17 protein-coding genes, 1 pseudogene and 1 riboswitch are annotated in these 19,510 nt (G+C 68.3%); of the genes and pseudogenes, 8 read left to right on the top strand and 10 right to left on the bottom strand.

What is annotated here, in order from left to right; genetic code table 11:
• Nucleotides 1-80: 80 nt before the first annotated feature.
• On the top strand, nucleotides 81-536 hold the full coding sequence (locus F6Q13_RS01245) for an SRPBCC family protein (RefSeq protein WP_293051063.1): 456 nt from the start codon (nucleotides 81-83) through the stop codon (nucleotides 534-536).
• Here the strand turns inward: F6Q13_RS01245 and F6Q13_RS01240 are convergent.
• On the bottom strand, nucleotides 533-1,966 hold the full coding sequence (locus tag F6Q13_RS01240) for a HAMP domain-containing sensor histidine kinase (protein WP_293051060.1): 1,434 nt from the start codon (nucleotides 1,964-1,966) through the stop codon (nucleotides 533-535). The genes F6Q13_RS01245 and F6Q13_RS01240 overlap by 4 nt on opposite strands.
• Complete coding sequence (locus tag F6Q13_RS01235; protein WP_293051057.1) at nucleotides 1,963-2,640, bottom strand: response regulator transcription factor; 678 nt, start codon at nucleotides 2,638-2,640, stop codon at nucleotides 1,963-1,965. Before F6Q13_RS01235 ends, F6Q13_RS01240 begins: the two co-directional genes overlap by 4 nt.
• A gap of 143 nt (nucleotides 2,641-2,783) precedes the next feature.
• Here F6Q13_RS01235 and F6Q13_RS01230 point away from each other — a divergent pair, with 143 nt between their 5' ends.
• A complete protein-coding gene (locus tag F6Q13_RS01230) occupies nucleotides 2,784-4,043 on the top strand; it encodes a PPE family protein (RefSeq protein WP_293051054.1) in 1,260 nt (419 codons plus the stop codon).
• A gap of 36 nt (nucleotides 4,044-4,079) precedes the next feature.
• Here the strand turns inward: F6Q13_RS01230 and F6Q13_RS01225 are convergent, their stop codons facing one another.
• Nucleotides 4,080-5,264: a pyridoxal phosphate-dependent aminotransferase gene (locus F6Q13_RS01225; RefSeq protein WP_293051051.1), complete on the bottom strand. Its 1,185-nt coding sequence runs from the start codon at nucleotides 5,262-5,264 to the stop codon at nucleotides 4,080-4,082.
• Nucleotides 5,265-5,495: 231 nt separating this feature from the next.
• Here F6Q13_RS01225 and F6Q13_RS01220 point away from each other — a divergent pair, with 231 nt between their 5' ends.
• Together F6Q13_RS01220 and F6Q13_RS01215 are read left to right on the top strand one after the other, a co-directional pair.
• Nucleotides 5,496-6,707, top strand: coding sequence for an acetyl-CoA C-acetyltransferase (locus tag F6Q13_RS01220; protein ID WP_293051048.1), 1,212 nt, complete (start codon nucleotides 5,496-5,498; stop codon nucleotides 6,705-6,707).
• 3 nt (nucleotides 6,708-6,710) lie between these two features.
• On the top strand, nucleotides 6,711-8,843 hold the full coding sequence (locus tag F6Q13_RS01215; RefSeq protein ID WP_293051045.1) for a 3-hydroxyacyl-CoA dehydrogenase NAD-binding domain-containing protein: 2,133 nt from the start codon (nucleotides 6,711-6,713) through the stop codon (nucleotides 8,841-8,843).
• Between the two features lie 11 nt (nucleotides 8,844-8,854).
• Here F6Q13_RS01215 and F6Q13_RS01210 read toward each other — a convergent pair whose 3' ends face one another.
• Nucleotides 8,855-9,466: a class I SAM-dependent methyltransferase gene (locus F6Q13_RS01210; RefSeq protein ID WP_293051041.1), complete on the bottom strand. Its 612-nt coding sequence runs from the start codon at nucleotides 9,464-9,466 to the stop codon at nucleotides 8,855-8,857.
• Between the two features lie 101 nt (nucleotides 9,467-9,567).
• Nucleotides 9,568-10,437, bottom strand: coding sequence for an LLM class F420-dependent oxidoreductase (locus tag F6Q13_RS01205; RefSeq protein WP_293051221.1), 870 nt, complete (start codon nucleotides 10,435-10,437; stop codon nucleotides 9,568-9,570).
• A gap of 123 nt (nucleotides 10,438-10,560) precedes the next feature.
• On the opposite strand from F6Q13_RS01205, the gene F6Q13_RS01200 reads away from it, so the two are divergent.
• The 3 genes from F6Q13_RS01200 to F6Q13_RS01190 all read left to right on the top strand — a co-directional run bounded on the left by F6Q13_RS01200 (nucleotide 10,561) and on the right by F6Q13_RS01190 (nucleotide 13,221).
• Nucleotides 10,561-11,550, top strand: coding sequence for an LLM class F420-dependent oxidoreductase (locus F6Q13_RS01200; protein ID WP_293051218.1), 990 nt, complete (start codon nucleotides 10,561-10,563; stop codon nucleotides 11,548-11,550).
• 89 nt (nucleotides 11,551-11,639) lie between these two features.
• The gene (locus F6Q13_RS01195) at nucleotides 11,640-12,056 is read left to right on the top strand and encodes a Zn-ribbon domain-containing OB-fold protein (RefSeq protein WP_293051036.1); all 417 of its coding nucleotides are present in this window, start codon (nucleotides 11,640-11,642) and stop codon (nucleotides 12,054-12,056) included.
• A gap of 19 nt (nucleotides 12,057-12,075) precedes the next feature.
• Nucleotides 12,076-13,221, top strand: a complete 1,146-nt coding sequence (locus F6Q13_RS01190; RefSeq protein WP_293051031.1) for a thiolase family protein — start codon at nucleotides 12,076-12,078, stop codon at nucleotides 13,219-13,221.
• Here the strand turns inward: F6Q13_RS01190 and F6Q13_RS01185 are convergent.
• On the bottom strand, nucleotides 13,218-14,867 hold the full coding sequence (locus F6Q13_RS01185; protein ID WP_293051029.1) for a DNA repair helicase XPB: 1,650 nt from the start codon (nucleotides 14,865-14,867) through the stop codon (nucleotides 13,218-13,220). The two genes, F6Q13_RS01190 and F6Q13_RS01185, sit on opposite strands and share 4 nt — an antisense overlap.
• 133 nt (nucleotides 14,868-15,000) lie before the next feature.
• The gene (locus F6Q13_RS01180; RefSeq protein ID WP_293051027.1) at nucleotides 15,001-17,292 is read right to left on the bottom strand and encodes a helicase-associated domain-containing protein; all 2,292 of its coding nucleotides are present in this window, start codon (nucleotides 17,290-17,292) and stop codon (nucleotides 15,001-15,003) included.
• Nucleotides 17,293-17,357: 65 nt separating this feature from the next.
• Between F6Q13_RS01180 and F6Q13_RS01175 the strand changes: the two genes are divergently transcribed.
• Nucleotides 17,358-17,570, top strand: a complete 213-nt coding sequence (locus tag F6Q13_RS01175; protein ID WP_293051025.1) for a hypothetical protein — start codon at nucleotides 17,358-17,360, stop codon at nucleotides 17,568-17,570.
• 64 nt (nucleotides 17,571-17,634) lie between these two features.
• On the opposite strand, the gene F6Q13_RS20230 is transcribed toward F6Q13_RS01175, so the two are convergent.
• The 3 genes and pseudogenes from F6Q13_RS20230 to F6Q13_RS01165 all read right to left on the bottom strand — a co-directional run.
• A complete protein-coding gene (locus F6Q13_RS20230; protein ID WP_367140808.1) occupies nucleotides 17,635-17,844 on the bottom strand; it encodes a hypothetical protein in 210 nt (69 codons plus the stop codon).
• Nucleotides 17,845-18,290: 446 nt separating this feature from the next.
• Nucleotides 18,291-18,572, bottom strand: a pseudogene (locus tag F6Q13_RS20225) (transglycosylase family protein); the annotation flags it as partial.
• Between the two features lie 9 nt (nucleotides 18,573-18,581).
• Nucleotides 18,582-18,810: riboswitch (cyclic di-AMP (ydaO/yuaA leader) on the bottom strand.
• 274 nt (nucleotides 18,811-19,084) lie between these two features.
• The coding region (locus F6Q13_RS01165; RefSeq protein ID WP_293051023.1) for a hypothetical protein at nucleotides 19,085-19,510 on the bottom strand (426 nt) is incomplete at its 5' end.

The raw sequence follows: 19,510 nt of genomic DNA, 5'->3' as shown, positions 1-19,510 counted from the left end.
CCGCGACCGGGGGCCGCTCAACGGGAAGAAGAACCGCGAAGACCGTCCGGGAGCCCGGTGGCGTTGCTAGCTTGACGGTAATGGCCGTACGAGCATCGCGGGAGATTGTCATCGACGCGCCGCCGGACGCGATCATGGCGGTGCTGGCGGACGTTCGCGCCGTGCCGTCCTGGTCGTCGGTGCACAAGCTTGCCGAGGTCATCGACACCTATCCCGACGGTCGACCGCACCACGTGAAGGTCGTCGTCAAGGTGGTCGGGATCGTGGATGAGCAAGTGCTGGAATATCATTGGGGTGCCGACTGGCTGGTGTGGGATGCCGAGAGGACCTTCTATCAGCACGGGCAGCACGTCGAGTACACGCTGCGGCGCGAAGGCCTCGACAAAACCCGGGTACGTTTTGACATCACCTGGGAGCCGTCGGCGCCGTTGCCGGAGTTCTTGATCAAACGGGCCCGTAAGACGGTGCTCAACGCCGCGACCGAGGGGCTGCGCAGGCGGGTGCTGGGCGTCGACGGGCTCCACCACCGGACTTAGCTGTCGGTGGCCGATTCGAACGGCGTCAACGGCAGGGTTAATCGGAAGGCCGCTCCGCAGCCCGAGGTGACCGGCAGACATTCCAACGTGCCGTGGTGGGCTTCGGCCAGGGCACGGGCGATCGGCAGGCCCAGGCCGGCGCCGCCGGAGTCGCGATCGCGGGCAGCGTCGAGGCGGACCAACCGGTCGAACACCCGCTCGCGGTCGGCGGGCGGGATGCCCGGGCCGGAGTCGATGACCGTTACCACGGCGTGGTGGTCGCGCGTTGCGGTCCGCACGGTGATCTCGTCGCCTTGGGGGGTGTACCTGCGGGCGTTGTCCAACAAGTTGGACAGGATCTGCGCTATGCGGCTCGGGTCGGCATGAATCGGCAGCTTGTGGCCGTCTGCAACCAGGCGCACGGTCAGGCCGGGGGCGAGCACAGCGGCCCGGTCCACTTCGGCGGCGACGATGTCGACGAGGTCGAAGTCCTCGCTGTGCAGCGCCACGCCGGCATCGATGCCGGCGATGTCGAGAAAGTCGGCGACCAGTCTGCTGGCTCGACGGCTTTCGCCGGAAAGCAGCGCGGCATATCGGCGGCGCCGGGCGGCTGCCGGATCGGTGTCGGCGGTCGCTTCGGTGCTGGCAGCCAGTTGTTGCGCCACAGCCTGGATGGCAGCCACCGGGCTTCGCAGCTCGTGCGCCGCGTCGGAGAGGAACTGGCGAGTCTTCGTTTCGGCGCGCTGGGCGGTCTCGGCGGCCCGGCGGGCGTTGATCTCGGCGTCCTCGAGTGCATCGAGCATGTTGTCCAAGGCGGCGGCGGCGCGACCGAGTTCGGTGGTCGGCCGGTCCGGACGCAGCCGACGCCCCCGATCGCCGTAGGTGATCCGCTCCGCCGTCGAGGTCATCCGCTGCAGCGGCGCCAGCGCGCGTCCGACGGCGATCCTGACCAGCAGCGCGACCAACACCAGGGTGATGGCCCCACCGACGAGCATGTCCCGCCGCAGTTGGGCCAGGCGAGCATGGATCCCGGCGGTTTTGGCCACGATGGTGATTTCCGAGCCGTTCTGCAGGATGCGGGTCACCTTCTTGCTGGTCCGCTCGCTGGGAGACGGCGGCGGCGGTCGCCCGCCCTGCGGCGGCGGTGACGGTGACATCGGCAGCAGTGTGAGATCTCCGTAGCGCATGCCGTCCGGGCTGATCAGCTGAACGCGGGTGGTCTGGCCCTGCAGCTGGTTGACGATTTCGGCCGGTCCCACCCCGGCCTCGACCAGGTTGCCGGCACGGGCGATCCCGTCGGCCAGTCGGGCCTCCAGGTCGTGGTTGAGCTGGATGTCGACCAGCCGGTCGATGACGCCGCTGAGTACGGCCAGCAACCCGGCGATCACGCCGACCGTGGCAATCGTCACCCGGCGGCGCAGCGACGGGGTCGGGGTGGTCGGTGCGGTCATCGACGACCTGCCGACAGCTGGTAGCCGATCCCGCGGACCGTGTGCAGCATCCGGGATCCGTGTGCCTCCAGCTTGCGGCGCAGCGCGCTGATGTAGACCTCCACCAGGTTGACGTCGTAGGCGTCATATCCCCACACCGCCGCCAGGATCTGATCCTTGCTCACTGTGCGTCCGCGCTGTTCGACGAGGTAGCAGAGCAGCTTGAACTCGGTGCCGGTGAGATCGAGCACCGTGCCAGCCCGGCTCACCATCCCCGCGTCCACATCGACCACCAGGTCGCCGACCTGCTGCGCCGACGGGACCCGTCCCCGTCGGCGCAGCACCGCCCCGACCCGGGAGACCAGTTCCGCCACGTCGAACGGCTTGACCACGTAATCGTCGGCACCGGCGTCGAGTCCGCGCAGCCGGTCGGGGAGCGCGTCCCTGGCGGTGAGCAAGACGATGCCGGCGTCGCCGTAGCCGCGCACCACGTCGATGAGCGCGAAACCGTCGCGGCCGGGCATCATCACGTCGAGGATCACCAAATCCGGCCGGAACGCGGCCAGCACGTCCTCCAGCCGGTGACCGTCCGCTTGCCCGCCGCTGACATATCCCGCATCGGCCAGCGCCTCCACGACCATCTCCCGGATGGCGTCGTAGTCCTCGACCACCAGCACCCTGGGCGCGCCATCCACACGGTCATTGTGAGCCATCGTGACGGCACGTTCCTGAAGGGACGCTGAACGAACCGTCGCGGCCGGGCCGTTTTCAGCTCTGCTTCAGCTTCATCTCGCACCGTCACCGTGAAGACCGACGACAGCTGAGAGGGTCTTGCCCAATGGATTACGGGATGTTACCGCCGGAGATCAACTCCGCGCGACTGTATGCCGGTCCGGGTGCGGGTCCGCTGCTGACCGCAGCGGCCGCCTGGGACGACCTGGCCGCCGTCCTGCACTCCACGGCGGCTTCCTACAGTTCGGTGACCTCGGGGCTGACCGGCACTGCGTGGTCGGGTCCGGCGTCGGTGTCGATGGCCGCCGCGGCCGCCACTTATGCGACGTGGCTGAGCACCACTGCCGCGCGAGCCGCGCAGACAGCCGATCAGGCCCGGGCAGCGGCAGCGGCCTACGAGGCGGCGTTCGCGATGACGGTGCCGCCGCCGGTGATCGCGGCCAACCGCGCCCTGCTGGTATCGCTGGTCGCGACGAATTTCCTGGGTCAGAATACGCCGGCGATCATGGCCACCGAGGCCCACTATGCCGAAATGTGGGTCCAGGACGCCGCGGCGATGTACGGCTATGCCGGCGACTCGGCAGCGGCATCGACGGTGCCGCAGTTCAGCTCTCCGCCGCAGACCACGAACCAGGGCGGGCTGGCCGCGCAGTCTGCCGCCGTCGCCCAAGCCACCGGCACCGCCACCGGGGCCGACGCCCAGTCGACGTTGTCCCAACTCATGGCAACGACGCCGCAGACCCTGCAAGCACTGGCCTCACCCCTGTCGTCGGCTGCGTCAACCTCCTCGACGGCAGAGGTCGCCGACGCGGCCGCGGCGACAGCCGCGACGGCGGGCTCGTCGACCGGCGACTCGGCCACCGCGTTGTCGTTGTCAGAGATGCTCTACCCGTTGATATTCGGCTCGATGATGCCGATGCGGGCCATGTCGATGATCAACATGGGAAAGTCCCTGGCCGCGGTCCCCGCCGCAGCCAAGGCCGCGGCTCCGGCGTTGGGCGCTGCCGTGCTGGGCGGATCGGGCGCACTGGGCGCGGCGGGCATGGCGGGGCTGGGCCCGGGCGGTTCCTGGGGCCTCGGCGCCGCCGCGGTGTCCGCCGGCCTGGGTCGGGCGACGCCGGTCGGTGCCTTGTCGGTGCCGCGGACGTGGGGGAGCGCCGTCCCGGCCGCGCACTCGCTGGTCGCCAGGTGGTCGGCGACTCCGCTGCCCGACACCCGGCCGGTTGCGGCGGCCGCCGCGGGCGGATCGGCCAGTGCACCACCGATGACGCCGATCACCAACCTGGCCGCACCGAGTCCGGTCAACGGCGCTCCCCGATACGGCTTCCGGCCCACCGTGATGGCGCGCCCGCCGGCCGCCGGATAGCAGCAGTCCGGTTTTCCGGCATGCCGGCCACGCGGATCAGGCCCGGGCCGGCCCGTCGCGAAGCTTGGCCAGACGCCTGATCGCCTCGTCGAGGGTCTCGTCGCGCTTGGCGAAGCTGAAGCGCACCAGGTGATTCCATATCTCGGCGTCGGCGGCGTCCGGGTCACAGAACGCCGCCAACGGGATTGCGGCCACACCGACCTTCTGCGGCAGCACGGCGCAGAACGCGGTGCTGTCGTCGTAGCCCAGCGGGCGGGGATCCGCGCACAGAAAGTAGGTGCCCGCGCTGTGGTGGATCTGGAAGCCGATCTCGCTCAGCCCGGCTGCCAGCCGGTCACGTCGGCGCTGCAGCGTGTGTCGCAGCGTGGCCACCCACGCTTGTTCGGTGTTGAGCGCGTGGGCCACCGCCGGCTGAAACGGCGCACCGGCGACGAAGCTCAAGTATTGTTTGGCCGCGCGCACTCCGGCGATGAGCTCGGCCGGGCCACAGGCCCATCCGATCTTCCAGCCGGTGCAACTGAACATCTTTGCCGCGCTGGAGATGGTGACCGTCCGCTCGGCCATGCCGTCGAAACCGGCCAGCGGCCGGTGCCGGCACCCGTCGAAAACCAGCTGCTCATAGACCTCATCGGCGATGACCAGCAGATCGGCCTGGATCGCGATCTCGGCGACGGCGGCCAACTCGGCCTCGGTGAGCACCATCCCGGTCGGGTTGTGCGGGGAGTTGACGACCACTGCCCCGGTGCGCGGCGTCACCGCACGACGCAGGGCGTCGGTGTCCAGAGCGAAGCCGCGATTGTCGGGCACCAGCGGCACGACGACCCGACGCGCACCGGCGATCGCCACCAGCGGCGAGTAGGAGTCGTAGAACGGCTGGATCAGGATCACCTCGGTATCGGGTTCGACCAGGCCTATCACCGCCGCCGCGATGGCTTCGGTGGCCCCCACGGTGACCAGCACTTCGGTGTCCGGGTCGTAGTCGATGCCGAAATCTCGGCTGCGCTGGGCGGCGACCGCCTCCCGCAGCGCGGCGATGCCCATTCCGGGCGGGTATTGGTTGACGCCGCCCGCGATGGCGTTCTGCGCGGCCTGCAGCATCGAGGCCGGCCCGTCCTCGTCGGGAAACCCCTGTCCCAGATTGATCGCCCCGATCCGATCTGCCAGTGCCGACATCTCGGCGAACACCGAGGTCGCATAGGATCGCAGTCGCCGCACCGTCATGGGTGTCGAGCGTAGGGCACCCGTTGAGCCGCTAAGCACGACGCCAGCATCATTCCAGCGTGACTTCAGCGTCACGCTGGGTGCCCGCCGTGACTCCAGCGTCACGCTGGACGCCCGCATCGCTCCGCTGGACTCCCAACCAACAGGTTGATCGAGCCTGCTGCTAGGGTATCCATGACGGGACGGGCGTCCCCGAGGACGGAATCTCACACCCCCGAAGAGGAACCAGTCATGGCCGAAGAAGCATTTGTCTACGAAGCTATCCGCACGCCACGCGGCAAGCAGCGCAACGGATCACTGCACGAGGTCAAACCGCTCGATCTGGTCGTCGGCCTGATCAACGAGCTGCGCAGGCGTTTCCCCGATCTGGACGAGAACCTGATCAGCGACGTCATCCTCGGCGTGGTCTCCCCGATCGGCGACCAGGGTGGGGACATCGCCCGCACCGCGGTGCTGGCAGCCGGCCTGCCCGACACCACCGGCGGGGTGCAGCTCAACCGGTTCTGCGCCTCCGGGCTGGAGGCGGTCAACACCGCCGCGCAGAAGGTTCGTTCCGGCTGGGACGACCTGGTGCTGGCCGGCGGAGTCGAGTCGATGAGCCGGGTGCCGATGGGCTCCGACGGCGGCGCGTGGGCGCTGGACCCGGCCACCAACTACGACCTCGGGTTTGTGCCGCAGGGCATCGGCGCCGACCTGATCGCCACCATCGAAGGTTTCTCCCGCGAAGACGTCGACGCCTACGCGCTGCGCAGCCAGCAAAGAGCCGCTGCGGCGTGGTCGGGCGGCTACTTCGCCAAGTCTGTGGTGCCGGTGCGCGACCAGAACGGCCTGCTCATCCTCGACCACGACGAGCACATGCGGCCCGACACCACGATGGAGGGACTGGCCAAGCTCAAGCCCGCTTTCGAAGGCGTCGCGGCCTTGGGCGGTTTCGACGACGTGGCCCTGCAGAAGTACCACTGGGTGGAAAAGATCAACCACGTCCACACCGGCGGCAACAGCTCCGGCATCGTCGACGGCGCCGCTCTGGTGTTGGTCGGCAGTGAAGCTGCCGGCACGTCGCAGGGCCTGACTCCCCGGGCGCGCATCGTCGCGACCGCCACCAGCGGCTCAGAGCCGACGATCATGCTCACCGGCCCGACCCCGGCCACCCGCAAGGTGCTCGACCGGGCCGGCCTGACCGTCGACGACATCGACCTGTTCGAGCTCAACGAGGCCTTCGCGTCGGTGGTGCTGAAGTTCCAGAAAGACCTGAACATCCCCGACGAGAAGCTCAATGTCAACGGCGGCGCGATCGCGATGGGTCACCCGCTGGGCGCCACCGGCGCGATGATCCTCGGCACCATGGTCGACGAACTCGAGCGCCGCAATGCCCGGCGCGCCCTGGTCACCCTGTGCATCGGCGGCGGCATGGGCGTCGCCACCATCATCGAAAGGGTTTAACGCATGGCAGTCAACACCATCACTTGGGATAAAGACGCCGACGGCATCGTCACGCTGACCATGGACGATCCGTCCGGCTCGGCCAACGTGATGAACGAGGCGTACATCGAGTCGATGGGCAAGGCGGTGGATCGGCTTGTCGCAGAAAAGGATTCGATCACCGGGGTGGTGGTCACCAGCGGAAAGAAAACATTCTTCGCCGGCGGCGACCTGACCGCCATGGTCCAGGCCACCCCGGAGGACGCCGGGGTGTTTTTCGACACCGTCGAGCGGGTGAAAAAGCAGCTGCGCACCCTGGAGACCTTCGGCAAGCCGGTGGTCGCCGCGATCAACGGCGCCGCGCTCGGCGGCGGGTTGGAGATCGCCCTGGCGTGTCATCACCGTATCGCCGCCGACGTCAAGGGCAGCCAAATCGGACTTCCCGAGGTCACACTGGGTCTGCTGCCGGGCGGTGGAGGGGTGACCCGCACCGTGCGCATGTTCGGCATCCAGAACGCGTTCGTCAACATCTTGGCCCAGGGCACCCGTTTCAGCCCGACCAAGGCAAGGGAAATGGGCTTGATCGACGAAGTGGTGCCGACAGTCGAGGAGTTGGTGCCCGCGGCCAAAGCGTGGATCAAGGCCAACCCGGACGCGCACGTGCAGCCGTGGGACGCCGACGGCTATAGGATGCCCGGCGGCACCCCGTCGTCGCCGGCGCTCGCGGCGATCCTGCCGTCCTTCCCGTCGAACCTGCGCCGCCAGCTCAAGGGCGCACCGATGCCCGCGCCGCGGGCCATCCTGGCCGCTGCGGTGGAGGGCGCGCAGGTCGACTTCGACACCGCCACCCGCATCGAAAGCCGTTATTTTGCTTCGTTGGTCACTTCGCAGGTCGCCAAGAACATGATTCAGGCGTTCTTCTTCGACCTGCAGCACATCAACGCCGGCGGCTCGCGGCCGGAGGGCTACGAGAAGACGACGTTCAAGAAGGTTGCCGTGCTGGGCGCAGGGATGATGGGTGCGGCGATCGCCTACGTCTGCGCCAAGGCCGGCATCGAGGTGATCCTCAAAGACGTCACCGCCGAGGCCGCGCAGAAAGGCAAGGGGTATTCGGAAAAGCTGGAAGCCAAAGCGCTGGAGCGGGGTAAGACAACCGAGGAGAAGTCCAGGGCGCTGCTGGACCGGATCCACCCGACCGCCGACGTGTCCGACGCCGCCGGCGCCGACCTGGTGATCGAGGCGGTGTTCGAATCGGTCGAGCTCAAGCACAAGGTGTTCGCCGAGATCGAGCCGGTGGTGGCGCCCGACGCGGTGCTGGGCTCCAACACCTCGACGCTGCCGATCACCGAGCTGGCCACCGGCGTCAAGCGGTCCGAGGACTTCATCGGACTGCACTTCTTCTCCCCGGTCGACAAGATGCCGCTGCTGGAAATCATCAAGGGCCACAAGACCTCTGACGCAACTCTGGCCAAGGCCATCGACCTGGCAATGCAGATCGGCAAGACGCCGATCGTGGTCAACGACAGCCGCGGCTTCTACACGAGCCGGGTGATCGGCACGTTCATCAACGAGGCGATCGCGATGCTCGGCGAAGGTGTGGAGCCGGCCAGCATTGAGCACGCCGGCGGCCAGGCCGGCTACCCGGCACCGCCGCTGCAACTCTCCGACGAGCTCAACCTGGAGTTGATGGCCAAGATCGCCAAAGCCACCCGCGAAGGGGTCGAGGCCGCGGGCCAGACCTACACACCGCATCCGGCGGAGGCGGTGGTGAGCACCATGCTCGAGCTGGGCCGGCCGGGCAAGCTCAAGGGTGCGGGATTCTACGAGTACGTCGACGGCAAGCGCACCCGCTTGTGGCCGGGACTGCGCGAGACGTTCAACTCCGGTTCGTCGCGGCCCCCGTTGCAGGACATGATCGACCGGATGTTGTTTGCCGAGGCGCTGGAAACGCAGAAGTGCCTCGACGAGGGCGTGCTGACATCGACCGCTGACGCCAACATCGGTTCGATCATGGGCATCGGCTTCCCGCCGTGGACCGGTGGAACCGCGCAGTTCGTCGTCGGTTACCCGGGCGGCAAGGCGGGCTTCGTCGCGCGGGCCCGCGAGTTGGCCGCCAAATACGGTGACCGGTTCACCCCGCCGGAATCGCTGACGTAAGGTGCGGCGAGTCACGGGTGGCGCTGCAGCACGTAGCTGCGCCCGGCAAATCGTGCCGCAAACCTGTTTTCGGCACGTGGTTCATCGGCTGCCGACAGGATCGTCCAGGCCGGCGTGAATCGGCGTTCGATCTCGGACTGGTCGACGCCGGCCGGCCCGAACCGGCCGCTGGGTTTGAAGGCGACCATGAACAGCCGTGCGCCCGTTGCGCAGGCCGCGGTGATCTCCCGGACGTAGCGGTCACGATCGCGCTCGCTCATGCCGTGGAAGCAGCCGTTGTCGACCACCAGGTGAAAGCCTGAGCCGATTCCGGCCCGGCTCAGGTGCGTGACGTCGCCGCAGACGAAGTCGACCGACACGCCGGCGGCGCGGGCTTTCGCGCGGGCCCTGTCGAGCGCCTTGCCGACGAAGTCGACTCCGGTGACGCGCCATCCGTGCTGAGCCAGATAGATCGAGGCGTCCCCGGTGCCGCAGCCGACATCCAACGCCGACGCGGGCGGCAGCGCCGGTGTGCCGTCGGTTCCTTCGACGAGGTCCCGCAACGTCGCCGACTGCGGGTGGCCGTCCCACGGGGTGAAGCCAAGCCGGTAAAACACCCGAAACAGCGTGTGCCGGGACGTCATTGCCTCACTGTATTCGCCTCACTGTATTCCCCGGCGGCTGCCGGCACCGCCGTGCTTGGCGAGGATCTGCCCGACAGGGCAGTGGCGATGGCGCCGATGCATCATGGCTTGCCCGCGCAGGCGGCGGCGACTCGGCGCCACTGTTCGCGAGGGAACGCCGTCGGGTCCGCGGTCAGCACCTGCACACAGACGTGGTCGGCGCCGGCTGCCTGATGCTCGGCGACCCTGCGCAGGACGGCCTCCTCGTCGCCCCAGGCAACGATCGCATCCAGGAGCCGCTCGCTGACTTGCTGCAAATCGTCTGCGGAGAACCCGCTGCGCAATAGATTGTTGGCGTAGTTAGGCAATCTCAAGTACCCCCGCAGCCAGGCGGCGCCGATGGCGCGGGCTTCGTCGGCACGGTCGGTGAGGATCACGGTTTGCTCCGGCAGCAGCAGCGGGCCATCGCCCAAAACCGCGCGGGCCATGGCGGTGTGCTCCGGTGTGACCAGATACGGGTGGGCGCCACGCGTCCGCTGCGCGGCCATCTCGAGCATTTTCGGCCCCAGTGCGGCCAGCACCCGTTGCTCGACCGGCACCGGCTGTACCGCGGCATCCAGCGCGTCCAGGAACGACGCGGTTGCCGCCAGTGGTTTGCGGTAACGCCCCGGCTCCCGAGCGTCGATCAGCGGAGCATGGCTGACGCCGATACCCAAGAGGAAGCGGTCATCGTGCGCGGCGGCCAGCGCCGCGTACGATTCTGCGACCTCGCTCGCGGGGTGCAGCCACAGATTCAGGATGCCGGTGGCGATCACCGTCGCGGTGGTGGCTGACAGCAGGCGACCGACCGCGTCGAACACCGGCCCACCGACATCGGGAATCCAGAGCGCGGTGAAGCCGAGCTCCTCCAATTCCGCCGCCGCGTCGGCGGCCTCCGCTGGGTCGCCGTAGCGCAGCTGGCTACTCCACACTCCGATGCCGCCCAGATCCATGGTGGCCATAGTGCCAAACGTCCTGTATTCAGGGACTCTGGGGCTGCCGCCGCCGGCCCGGACCGCGCGGTGACCGCGGGCCACGGTGGGCAGGCAACCCGGCGGGCCCTAGAGTCCCTAGCTATGCGTTTCGGACTTTTCATCCCGCAGGGCTGGCGGCTGGATCTGGTCGGCATTGAACCTGCGAAGCATTGGTCCGTGATGAGTGAACTGGCCGCCTCCGTCGACGACAGCGGGTGGGATTCGCTGTGGGTCTACGACCACTTCCACACCGTGCCGATGCCCACGCCGGAGGCTACTCACGAGGCGTGGACGCTGATGTCGGCCTACGCAGCCACGACTTCGCAGATCAAGCTCGGCCAGATGTGCACCGCGATGAGCTACCGCAACCCGGTTTATCTGGCCAAGGTGGCGGCCACGGTTGACGTGATCTCCGGCGGCCGCGTTCAGATGGGCATCGGCGCCGGCTGGTATGAACACGAATGGCGTGCTTACGGTTACGGCTTCCCATCCGCGAAAGTAAGGCTCGGCCGTCTTGACGAGGGAGTGCAGATCATGCTTGGCGCCTGGCGCGACGGCAAGGTCAGCTTCACCGGGGAGCATTATCAGGCGGATGGGGCGATTGTTACCCCGAAACCATTGCAGCACGGTGGGATTCCGTTATGGATCGCCGGTGGCGGAGAAAAGGTAACGCTGCGCATCGCAGCCAAATATGCGCAGTACACGAATTTCACGCCCGAACCTGACGGATTCGCCCGCAAGTCCGCGGTGCTGGCTCAGCATTGTCGCGAGGTGGGTACCGATTTCGGGGCGATCGTGCGCTCGGTCAACGTCAACGCCATCGTCGGCACTTCGCAAGCTGACGTCAGCGACCGGCTGCGGCGGATCCGCGACCGGATGGCCGGCTGCGTGCCCGAGCAGGCGGCGGATGCGATGATCGCCGGAATCAGCGGGCCCGAGTCGGCGACCGGCACGACCGAGCAGGTCATCGAGCGGCTCGAGCGCCTGCGCGACCTCGGATGCGCCTACGTGATCTGCTATTTCCCCGAGGCGGCTTACGACCGGTCGGGCATCGAACTGTTCGAGCGGTCAGTGATCCCGGCGCTAACCTGAGAGAATGGGAGTTCCGCCTCGCGGAATGCTGTTGTACGGTTTGGTCGAACAGCACTATTGCCGTGTCGTAGTCGACGGAGGATCCCTCGATGCAAAAGGCGCTGGCGCCGGAGATCTCGACCTGGCCCGACGAGAACCCCCAGCTTATCGGCAGCCGGTGCGGCGCCTGCGGGGCCACCACCTTTCCGGTGCAGCAGTGGTGCCCCCGGTGCAGCAAACCCGACATGACGGAGGTGTTGCTGCCACGCCGCGGCACTCTGGTCGCCTGGACCACGCAGGGTTTTCTGCCGGGTCCACCCTACGCCGGCCGCGAGACCGCCGAGACCTTCACTCCGTTCGGCGTCGGTCTGGTCCAACTCGGCGACGTGGTCCGCGTCGAGGGACGGCTGACCGAAAGCGATCCCAGCAAGCTGGCATTCGGCATGGACGTCGAGCTGACCATGGTGCCGTTAACCACCGACGACGACGGCACCGAGATCGTGACGTTCGCCTTCCGGCCGATCTGACACACAAGGGAGTTCCGCCATGTTCGACGTGGCCATCATCGGGGTCGGCCTGCACCCGTTCGGCCGTTTCGGCGCCAAATCCGCCATGGAAATGGGTGCCGAAGCGATCCAGGCCGCGCTGAGCGATGCGGGCATCGACTGGAAGGACGTCCAGTTCGGCGTCGGAGGCAGCCATGAGGTGTCCAATCCCGACGCGGTCACCAGACTGGTGGGGCTGACCGGCATTCCGTTCACCGACGTCTTCAACGCGTGTGCGACGGCAGCCAGCGCCGTCCAGCTGTGCGCGGACACGATCCGATTGGGCAAATACGACATCGGGATTGCCGTCGGGATGGACAAGCATCCGCGCGGCGCGTTCACCGACGATCCCGCTACGCTGGCGCTGCCGGCCTGGTACGCGCAGAACGGCCAGTTCCTCACCACCAAGTTCTTCGGGATGAAGGCCAACCGCTACCTTCACGATCACGGCATCTCGACCGAGACGCTGGCCAAGGTGGCGGCCAAGAACTTCCGCAATGGCGCACTGAACCCGTACGCTTTTCGGCGCAAGCCGATCTCCGAAGCAGACATCTTGGCATCGCCGGTACTGAATTACCCTCTGACGCAATACATGTTCTGCGCGCCCGATGAAGGTGCAGCAGCGGTGATCATGTGCCGCGCCGACATCGCGCGCCGTTACACGTCAAGACCCGTCTATGTGCGCGCGGCCGAGATTCGCACACGTCGTTACGGCAGCTACGAGGTGCATGCCACCTTCGCGCCCATCGACGAGGACGTCTCGCCGACGGTGTACGCCTCGAAAGCGGCGTTCGAGGCGGCGGGGGTGACACCCGGAGACGTCGACGTCATTCAACTGCAGGACACCGATGCCGGCTCGGAGGTGATCCACATGGCCGAGAACGGGTTCTGCGCCGACGGCGACCAGGAGAAGCTGATTGCCGAGGGTGCCACCGAGATCAGCGGCCCGATGCCGGTCAACACCGACGGCGGGCTGATCGCCAACGGCGAGCCGATCGGCGCCTCCGGGCTGCGCCAAGTGCACGAGCTGGTGCGTCAGTTGCGCGGCGAAGCCGGTGAGCGCCAGGTTGCCGGGACCCCGCGGGTCGGCTTCGCGCATGTCTACGGCGCACCGGGTACCGCCGCTGCGACGATCCTGACCACCTAGATGGACGGTCCCAGCAAATCGTCCGCGTCGCGGATGACGTAGCCGTAGCCTTGCTCGGCGAGGAAGCGTTGCCGGTGCGCGGCGTATTCGGCATCCTGAGTGTCACGCGACACCACCGAATAGAAGATCGCGCCGCTGCCGTCGGCCTTGGGCCGCAGCAACCGGCCCAGCCGCTGCGCTTCCTCCTGACGCGAGCCGAAGGTTCCCGAAACCTGCACCGCGACAGCGGCTTGCGGTAAGTCAATGGAGAAGTTGCCCACCTTCGACACCACCAGCGTGGTCACCTCACCGCGGCGGAACGCGTCGAACAGCGCCTCGCGCTCGGCGGTCTTGGTCGAGCCCTGGATCACCGGGGCGCCGAGGACGGCGCCGAGCTCGTCGAGCTGATCGAGGTAGGCACCGATCACCAGTGTCTGCACGCCGGGATGGCGGCTCAGGATCGCGCGGACGACCGCGATTTTCGAGTGCGCCGTCGAGCACACCCGGTAGCGTTCGTCGGCATCGGCGGTGGCGTAGTGCATCCGCTCGCTGTCGGTCAGCGTGACCCGCACTTCGACGCACTCCGCCGGTGCGATCCAGCCCTGGGCCTCGATGTCCCGCCACGGCGCGTCATAACGTTTCGGGCCGATCAGGCTGAACACGTCGCCCTCGCGACCGTCCTCGCGGATCAACGTCGCGGTCAGGCCCAACCGCCGGCGCGACTGCAGATCGGCGGTCATCCGAAACACCGGCGCCGGCAGCAGATGCACTTCGTCGTAGATGATCAGTCCCCAGTCGCGACTGTCGAACAGCTCCAAGTGGCGGTACTCGCCCTTGGTGCGCCGGGTGATCACCTGATACGTGGCGATCGTCACCGGCCGGATCTCCTTATGCTCGCCGGAATATTCGCCGATCTCGTTCTCGGTCAACGACGTACGCGCAACCAGTTCGCGTTTCCACTGCCGGCCCGCGACGGTGCTGGTGACCAGAATCAGCGTCGTTGCGCTGGCTTTGGCCATCGCAGCCGCGCCGACCAGCGTCTTGCCCGCCCCGCACGGTAGTACCACCACGCCGGAACCGCCCGCCCAGAACGCTTCGGCTGCCATCTCTTGGTAGTCGCGTAACTGCCAGCCGTTCTGCCGCAGGCTGATGGGGTGTGACTCGCCGTCGACGTAGCCGGCGAGATCCTCGGCCGGCCAACCGATCTTGAGCAGCAGCTGCTTGACCCGGCCGCGCTCGCTGGGGTGCACCAGCACGGTGTCGTCGTCGATGCGGGCGCCCAGCATCGGGGTGACCTTCTTGTGCCGGAGCACCTCCTCGAGCACCGCGCGGTCCAGGCTGACCAGCGTCAGGCCGTGTGCTGGGTGTTTGACGAGCTGCAGCCGCCCGTAGCGCGCCATCGTGTCGACGATGTCGACCAGCAGCGGCTGGGGAACCGCGTAGCGCGAGTAGCTGACCAGCGCGTCGACCACCTGTTCGGCGTCGTGGCCCGCGGCGCGGGCGTTCCATAACGCCAGCGGGGTGATGCGGTACGTGTGCACATGTTCGGGGGCGCGTTCCAGCTCGGCGAACGGCGCGATCGCCGCGCGCGCGGCAGCGGCCAGCTCGTGGTCGACCTCCAGCAGCACCGTCTTGTCGGACTGCACGATCAACGGCCCGTCACCCATGGGGTCGATTATCCGGACTGCGCCGACATTGCGGCGCCGCTCCTCGGCATCGCTGCGCTCTGCCTCGTCGTCGGCGGGTGTTATGGGCGCCGCTCCTCGGCATCGCTGCGCTCTGCCTCGTCGTCGGCGGGTGTTATGGGCGCCGCTCCTCGGCATCGCTTCGCTCTGCCTCGTCGTCGGCGCGCATCACCGAGGTGATGCGATGGACGGCGAAGTCGCGTGCCCGCCCGGAGGCCGCATCGAAGGCTGTCAGCCGGCCGCCGACCACTGCGATCGGCGTTACGACCCGCCGGGTGGGGACTCCTGCGGCGTCGAGATACCCGATCACTACCGTGGCACCATCCCGCGCGGCGCGCTGCAACAGCGACATCGCGACCGCCGGGACGACCCGGATGTCGGCAAACGGCGTGGCGTCCGCCTGGCGCAGCACTGCGACCACCGCACCGAGCTGCTCGCTGGTGGGACGCGGCAAGGGCCGGTGCGCCCGGCGTTGCGGTGGCGCGGGCAGTCGTGCCCCACGAGCCCGGATGTCGACGACGGTCCCGGTGGCGTCCTCGGCGGCCGGAGCGAAACCCGCATCGCGCAGCACCGCGAGCACCTCGGCGATCGGCGCCTGGCAGATCGCTACGGTCGGCGCCAGCACCCGCAGCCCCAACGGCTCAGCCGCGGCCACCGCCTGGGCGAGCAGCGTGGGATCCTGGCAGCGTACGAACGAGGCCGCCATGCCGACCCGCAGCTGGCCATGCCGACGGGCCACATCATCTATCAGGTAGCTCAGTGTTTGGGGCACCGGTGTTTTCGAGTGCTTCTCGAACAAAGAGTGCAAAGCGTCGGCGGTCTTGCCGATGTCGAGAGCGTGCCGGATCGACCTTTCGCTGACCCGGTACACCATCGCCGCGCCGGCAGACTCGACGGTGGCGGCTGCGGCCAGTTCCTCAGCCAGCTGCCGTTCCAGCGGGCCGGGTACCACGATGGTCAGATCCGCCTGCACCAGGAAGTGGTCGACCGGCGCCGGGAGCGCCCGGCGCATCGCCTCGACGACGGCGGTGGACCCGTGCTCCAGGCCTTGTCCCAGCAGCGCGCGGCCGGGTGTGCTGATTGCTCCGCGGCCTACCAGGCCCAGCAGGTGCGCCTCGTTCAGCAGGTCGGCGACCAGCCCCGGCTGGAGCCGTTTGGCCCACCGGGGTCGGCGCCAGACCAGGGCGGCCGACGCGCTGCTCGCGTCGACACCGCTGCCCGCCGGCAGCTCGGCCAGCATGCCCAACGCCAATCGGCGATCCAGCGGGGCGGCCGTCGAATACAAGGAATTCGACAGGGCACCATAGGGCTTAGCGTCGGGTCCGCGGGAGCCGATCAGTGCCGGGCGGCGAGGCAAGTCGAGCCAGGTGCAGGCCAGCAGGTACCAACGGTCCGCGGTGGACGCCTCGGTGAACCGGTCGGCGGCGACCGTCGGCGCCCAGTACGGCCCGTCACCGTTGTTCGGCTGCGGCTCGGGTATGCCGCTGGCGATCAGGCCGGCCGCCGCGGCAAGTTCCAAGATCAGACCCAGTCTGGTCTCGTCGATGCCGGTCACCTTGGCCAGCCGCTTGACCTCCCGCACTCCGAGTCCACCGCTGCGCAGCTCGGGAACCGGTGTGCTGCCAAGGGTTTCGAGCGTGACGTCGAGGTCGCGCAGCAGGTCGATAACGGCCCCGGCGGCAGCGGCGTCGACGTCGGCGGGCGTGGCGGTGGAGACGACCGGATCGGGTGCGCTCAGCTGAACCGGGCCGGGGCATTCGCCGCGCAGCGCATGCCCGATCTGACGGGGCAGGATCACCGTCTCGGCATCGATGCGGCGCAACAGGCCCTTCGCCAACAGCCGCGGCACCGGGCGATCTCCCGGGGCGCCCGGCGCGGCGTCGCGGGTGCGGCCCATCGGCGAGCCCTGCAGCAGCTTGCCCAATACGACGCGTTCGTCGTCGCCGAGTTCGTCGAGGAGCCCGGCGATCTGGTCTGCGGACCGGGCTTCGTCCTCCAAGACCGCCTGGCCCGGATACCACGGCATCGCCGCGCCGGCGTCGGCGGCCACCCGGACCTCGGCGTCGCCCCAGACCAGGGCGCGTTCTTTGAGATCGTTCAGCGCGTCGACGAGATCGGCCTCGGGCACCCGGTCGCCGATCAGCGCGAGCACCTTGGCGACCGGCACCGGGGTGGCATCGGCATGCAGCACCAGCAGCGCGTCGATCACCGCCAGCCGAAGAAAGTCCAGTTCGTCGGTGGCAGCCCGCACCGACTGACGCGCTTGAGCGCGCATGGCCAGGGCCGTTATGCTGCCGGGCGCCGGTTGGGCGAGGTCGGGCCGCAGTTCCAGCAGCCGGATCAGCCGCTCGTCGGGTAACGCGGCCAGCCAGGACCCCAGCGGGATATCCGGGGTGTGTTGGGTCATTGCTGCCCAGCGTAAAGCAGCCGCCCTGCAGGTCCAGCCGCGCTGGGACCTGTCAGAATGGTGCCGTGGCTGACAATGCTGACAAGAAGTCTGACAAGAAGGCGCCCAGGGGCCGCTACGTCGACAATGGCTGGCCGACGACGGACCCCGACGACCATGCGGTGAGCGAATTGGCCACCGATCGCACGGGCGCGCTGTCCCCATTCGGCGATCTGGTTTTCCCGCTGCCCGCCGAAAACTTGCCCTACCTGCACCCGGTGACCGTGGTCAACCGGTAAGCAGTGACGGCCGCAATTATTCGCCCCCCAGGTGAGCTCGGCCTGACTGCCGGTTAGGCCATTGCTAGAGGGTGGCAGGCGCGGCGGAGGGCTGCTGCGCCAAGGCACTCAGTGCACCGTTGCCGGCGATGCCTTGCGCCGCGATGGCCTGCCAGAGCTCCGCGAGGAAGCCGGGCCCGTTGTGCGGTGCCGCGGCCACCGGATCGCTCGGTAGTGTCCGAGCCGGGTCGCCGCCGGTGAAGCTCCGGATCGCGACGGTCCGAGCGTGGTGCACCTCGGGCTCGTCGGAGCGGGCCTGCTCGGCGGCGGGTTCGGCCGGTGGTGCGGGCTCCTCTGCGGGGGTTTGGTCGGCGGCGGGTTCGGCCGGTGGTGCGGGCTCCTCTGCGGGGGTTTGGTCGGCGGCGGGTTCGGCCGGAGGTGCGGGCTCCTCTGCAGCAGCCAGCTCGACGGCGGGTGTTCGGCCGGAGGTGCGGGCTCCTCTGCAGCAGCCAGCTCGACGGCGGGCGGCGCCTCCGTCGCCGGCGAGCCGTCTTCGGCAGGTGGAGGCGGGGCTTCGACACTTGCGGGCTCGACGTCGGCGCCGTCCCCGGGCCCGTCCGTCGGGGTCTGCTCGGTGGCGGAGGGGACATTGCGCGGGGTCGCAGCTGACAGCCCGTGACCGCATACCGGCCACGCGCCGCGACCCTGTGTCGCCAGCACGCGCTCGGCGACGGCGATCTGCTGCTCCCGGGTGGCCAGATGGGCCGCCGGAGCGAATTGGCCGCCCCCGTGGGCTGCCCAGGTTCCCGCGGAGAACTGCAGACCGCCCTGGTAGCCGTTGCCCGTGTTGATAGTCCAGTTTCCGCCGGATTCGCAGCGGGCTACCTGGTCCCATTCGCTGTCGCTGGCCGCAGCCGCCTGACTTGCCAGCACCACGCTGCCGCCACCGATGACCGCTCCGGTGAAGGCAACCTTGGCGACGCTGATCGTAGGTGCGCTGGGCTTACGATGCCGTCCGCTCATAGGCCGGTGAAATCCTCTCTGCCAGCGCCCACGAGGTTAGCTGTCGGGTTCGGGCTGGATACAGCACGAGAGAGGGTCGCCCGGCCGGTGCCGTGGTCCGCGGGGACACGGCACCGGCTTCACCCCAAGGAGCCGCGAGCGGCTCCGGTCCGACACGGCGGACCGGCTGGGTCCCCCGCCTCCATCCATCGGTCGTCGATGGCCCGGCCTGCTGGATGGAGCTCGGCGCTACAGGAAGGCCAAGGCTTGCCGCTCGGCAAGGCGCGGCATGCCCGCGTGAGAGGATAGCGGGTTGTCGCAGACGAGTCACGCACGTCTTAAATCGGCGATTCAGGTCGTCAAGCTGACCCAAATCGCCAGGAGACGATTCTTTTTGCGCAGGTCAAAGACTTCCGAAACCGCCCCGTTGTCGGTCCGTGACCTGTCCGTTATGTGACGGAAATCACGTTGTCTTAGCGGCCGGTTATGCCGACGGCGCGCAGGCCGGCCGGCACCTAACGACACGTTGACCGTTACAACTGGAGTTGGTCATTGTTGGCCAACTGTGCCGGGGTAACGATTGCCCGGCCCGGGTCACCGCGTTCGAGCCGACTGGGTGGGCGAGATGTGGTTCCTCGTATCCCTGGTCGGTGGCGGTTGCCGGTCGCCCGGGGCTGTTGCGGTCCGGTCTGGTTGGTAGCTCTCACGACGCGATCCTCTGGTCGCGTGCGTGTCACACCTTTCCGACGCCGAGCCGAATAGCCTTGGGCGCGACGCCCGATCACCGTGGCGGCCGCCTGGTGTCGGGTGACGTTGTGGTAGGGGCGGCGCCAGTGCTGGTCGCCCCAAATGCTGCTGTAGGCGGGGTTGACGGCGAACAGGTCGATGCCGGCGGTTGCGGCCATGCCGGCCAGCCGGTTGCGGAACACCGCGGTGGGGATGCCCGATACCGTCTTGCG

Origin of the sequence: Mycobacterium sp. (assembly GCF_008709575.1) — a bacterium.
Taxonomy (GTDB): domain Bacteria; phylum Actinomycetota; class Actinomycetes; order Mycobacteriales; family Mycobacteriaceae; genus Mycobacterium.
Note: the sequence above shows the minus strand (reverse complement) of the source record. Positions and strands in the feature narration are given on the sequence as shown.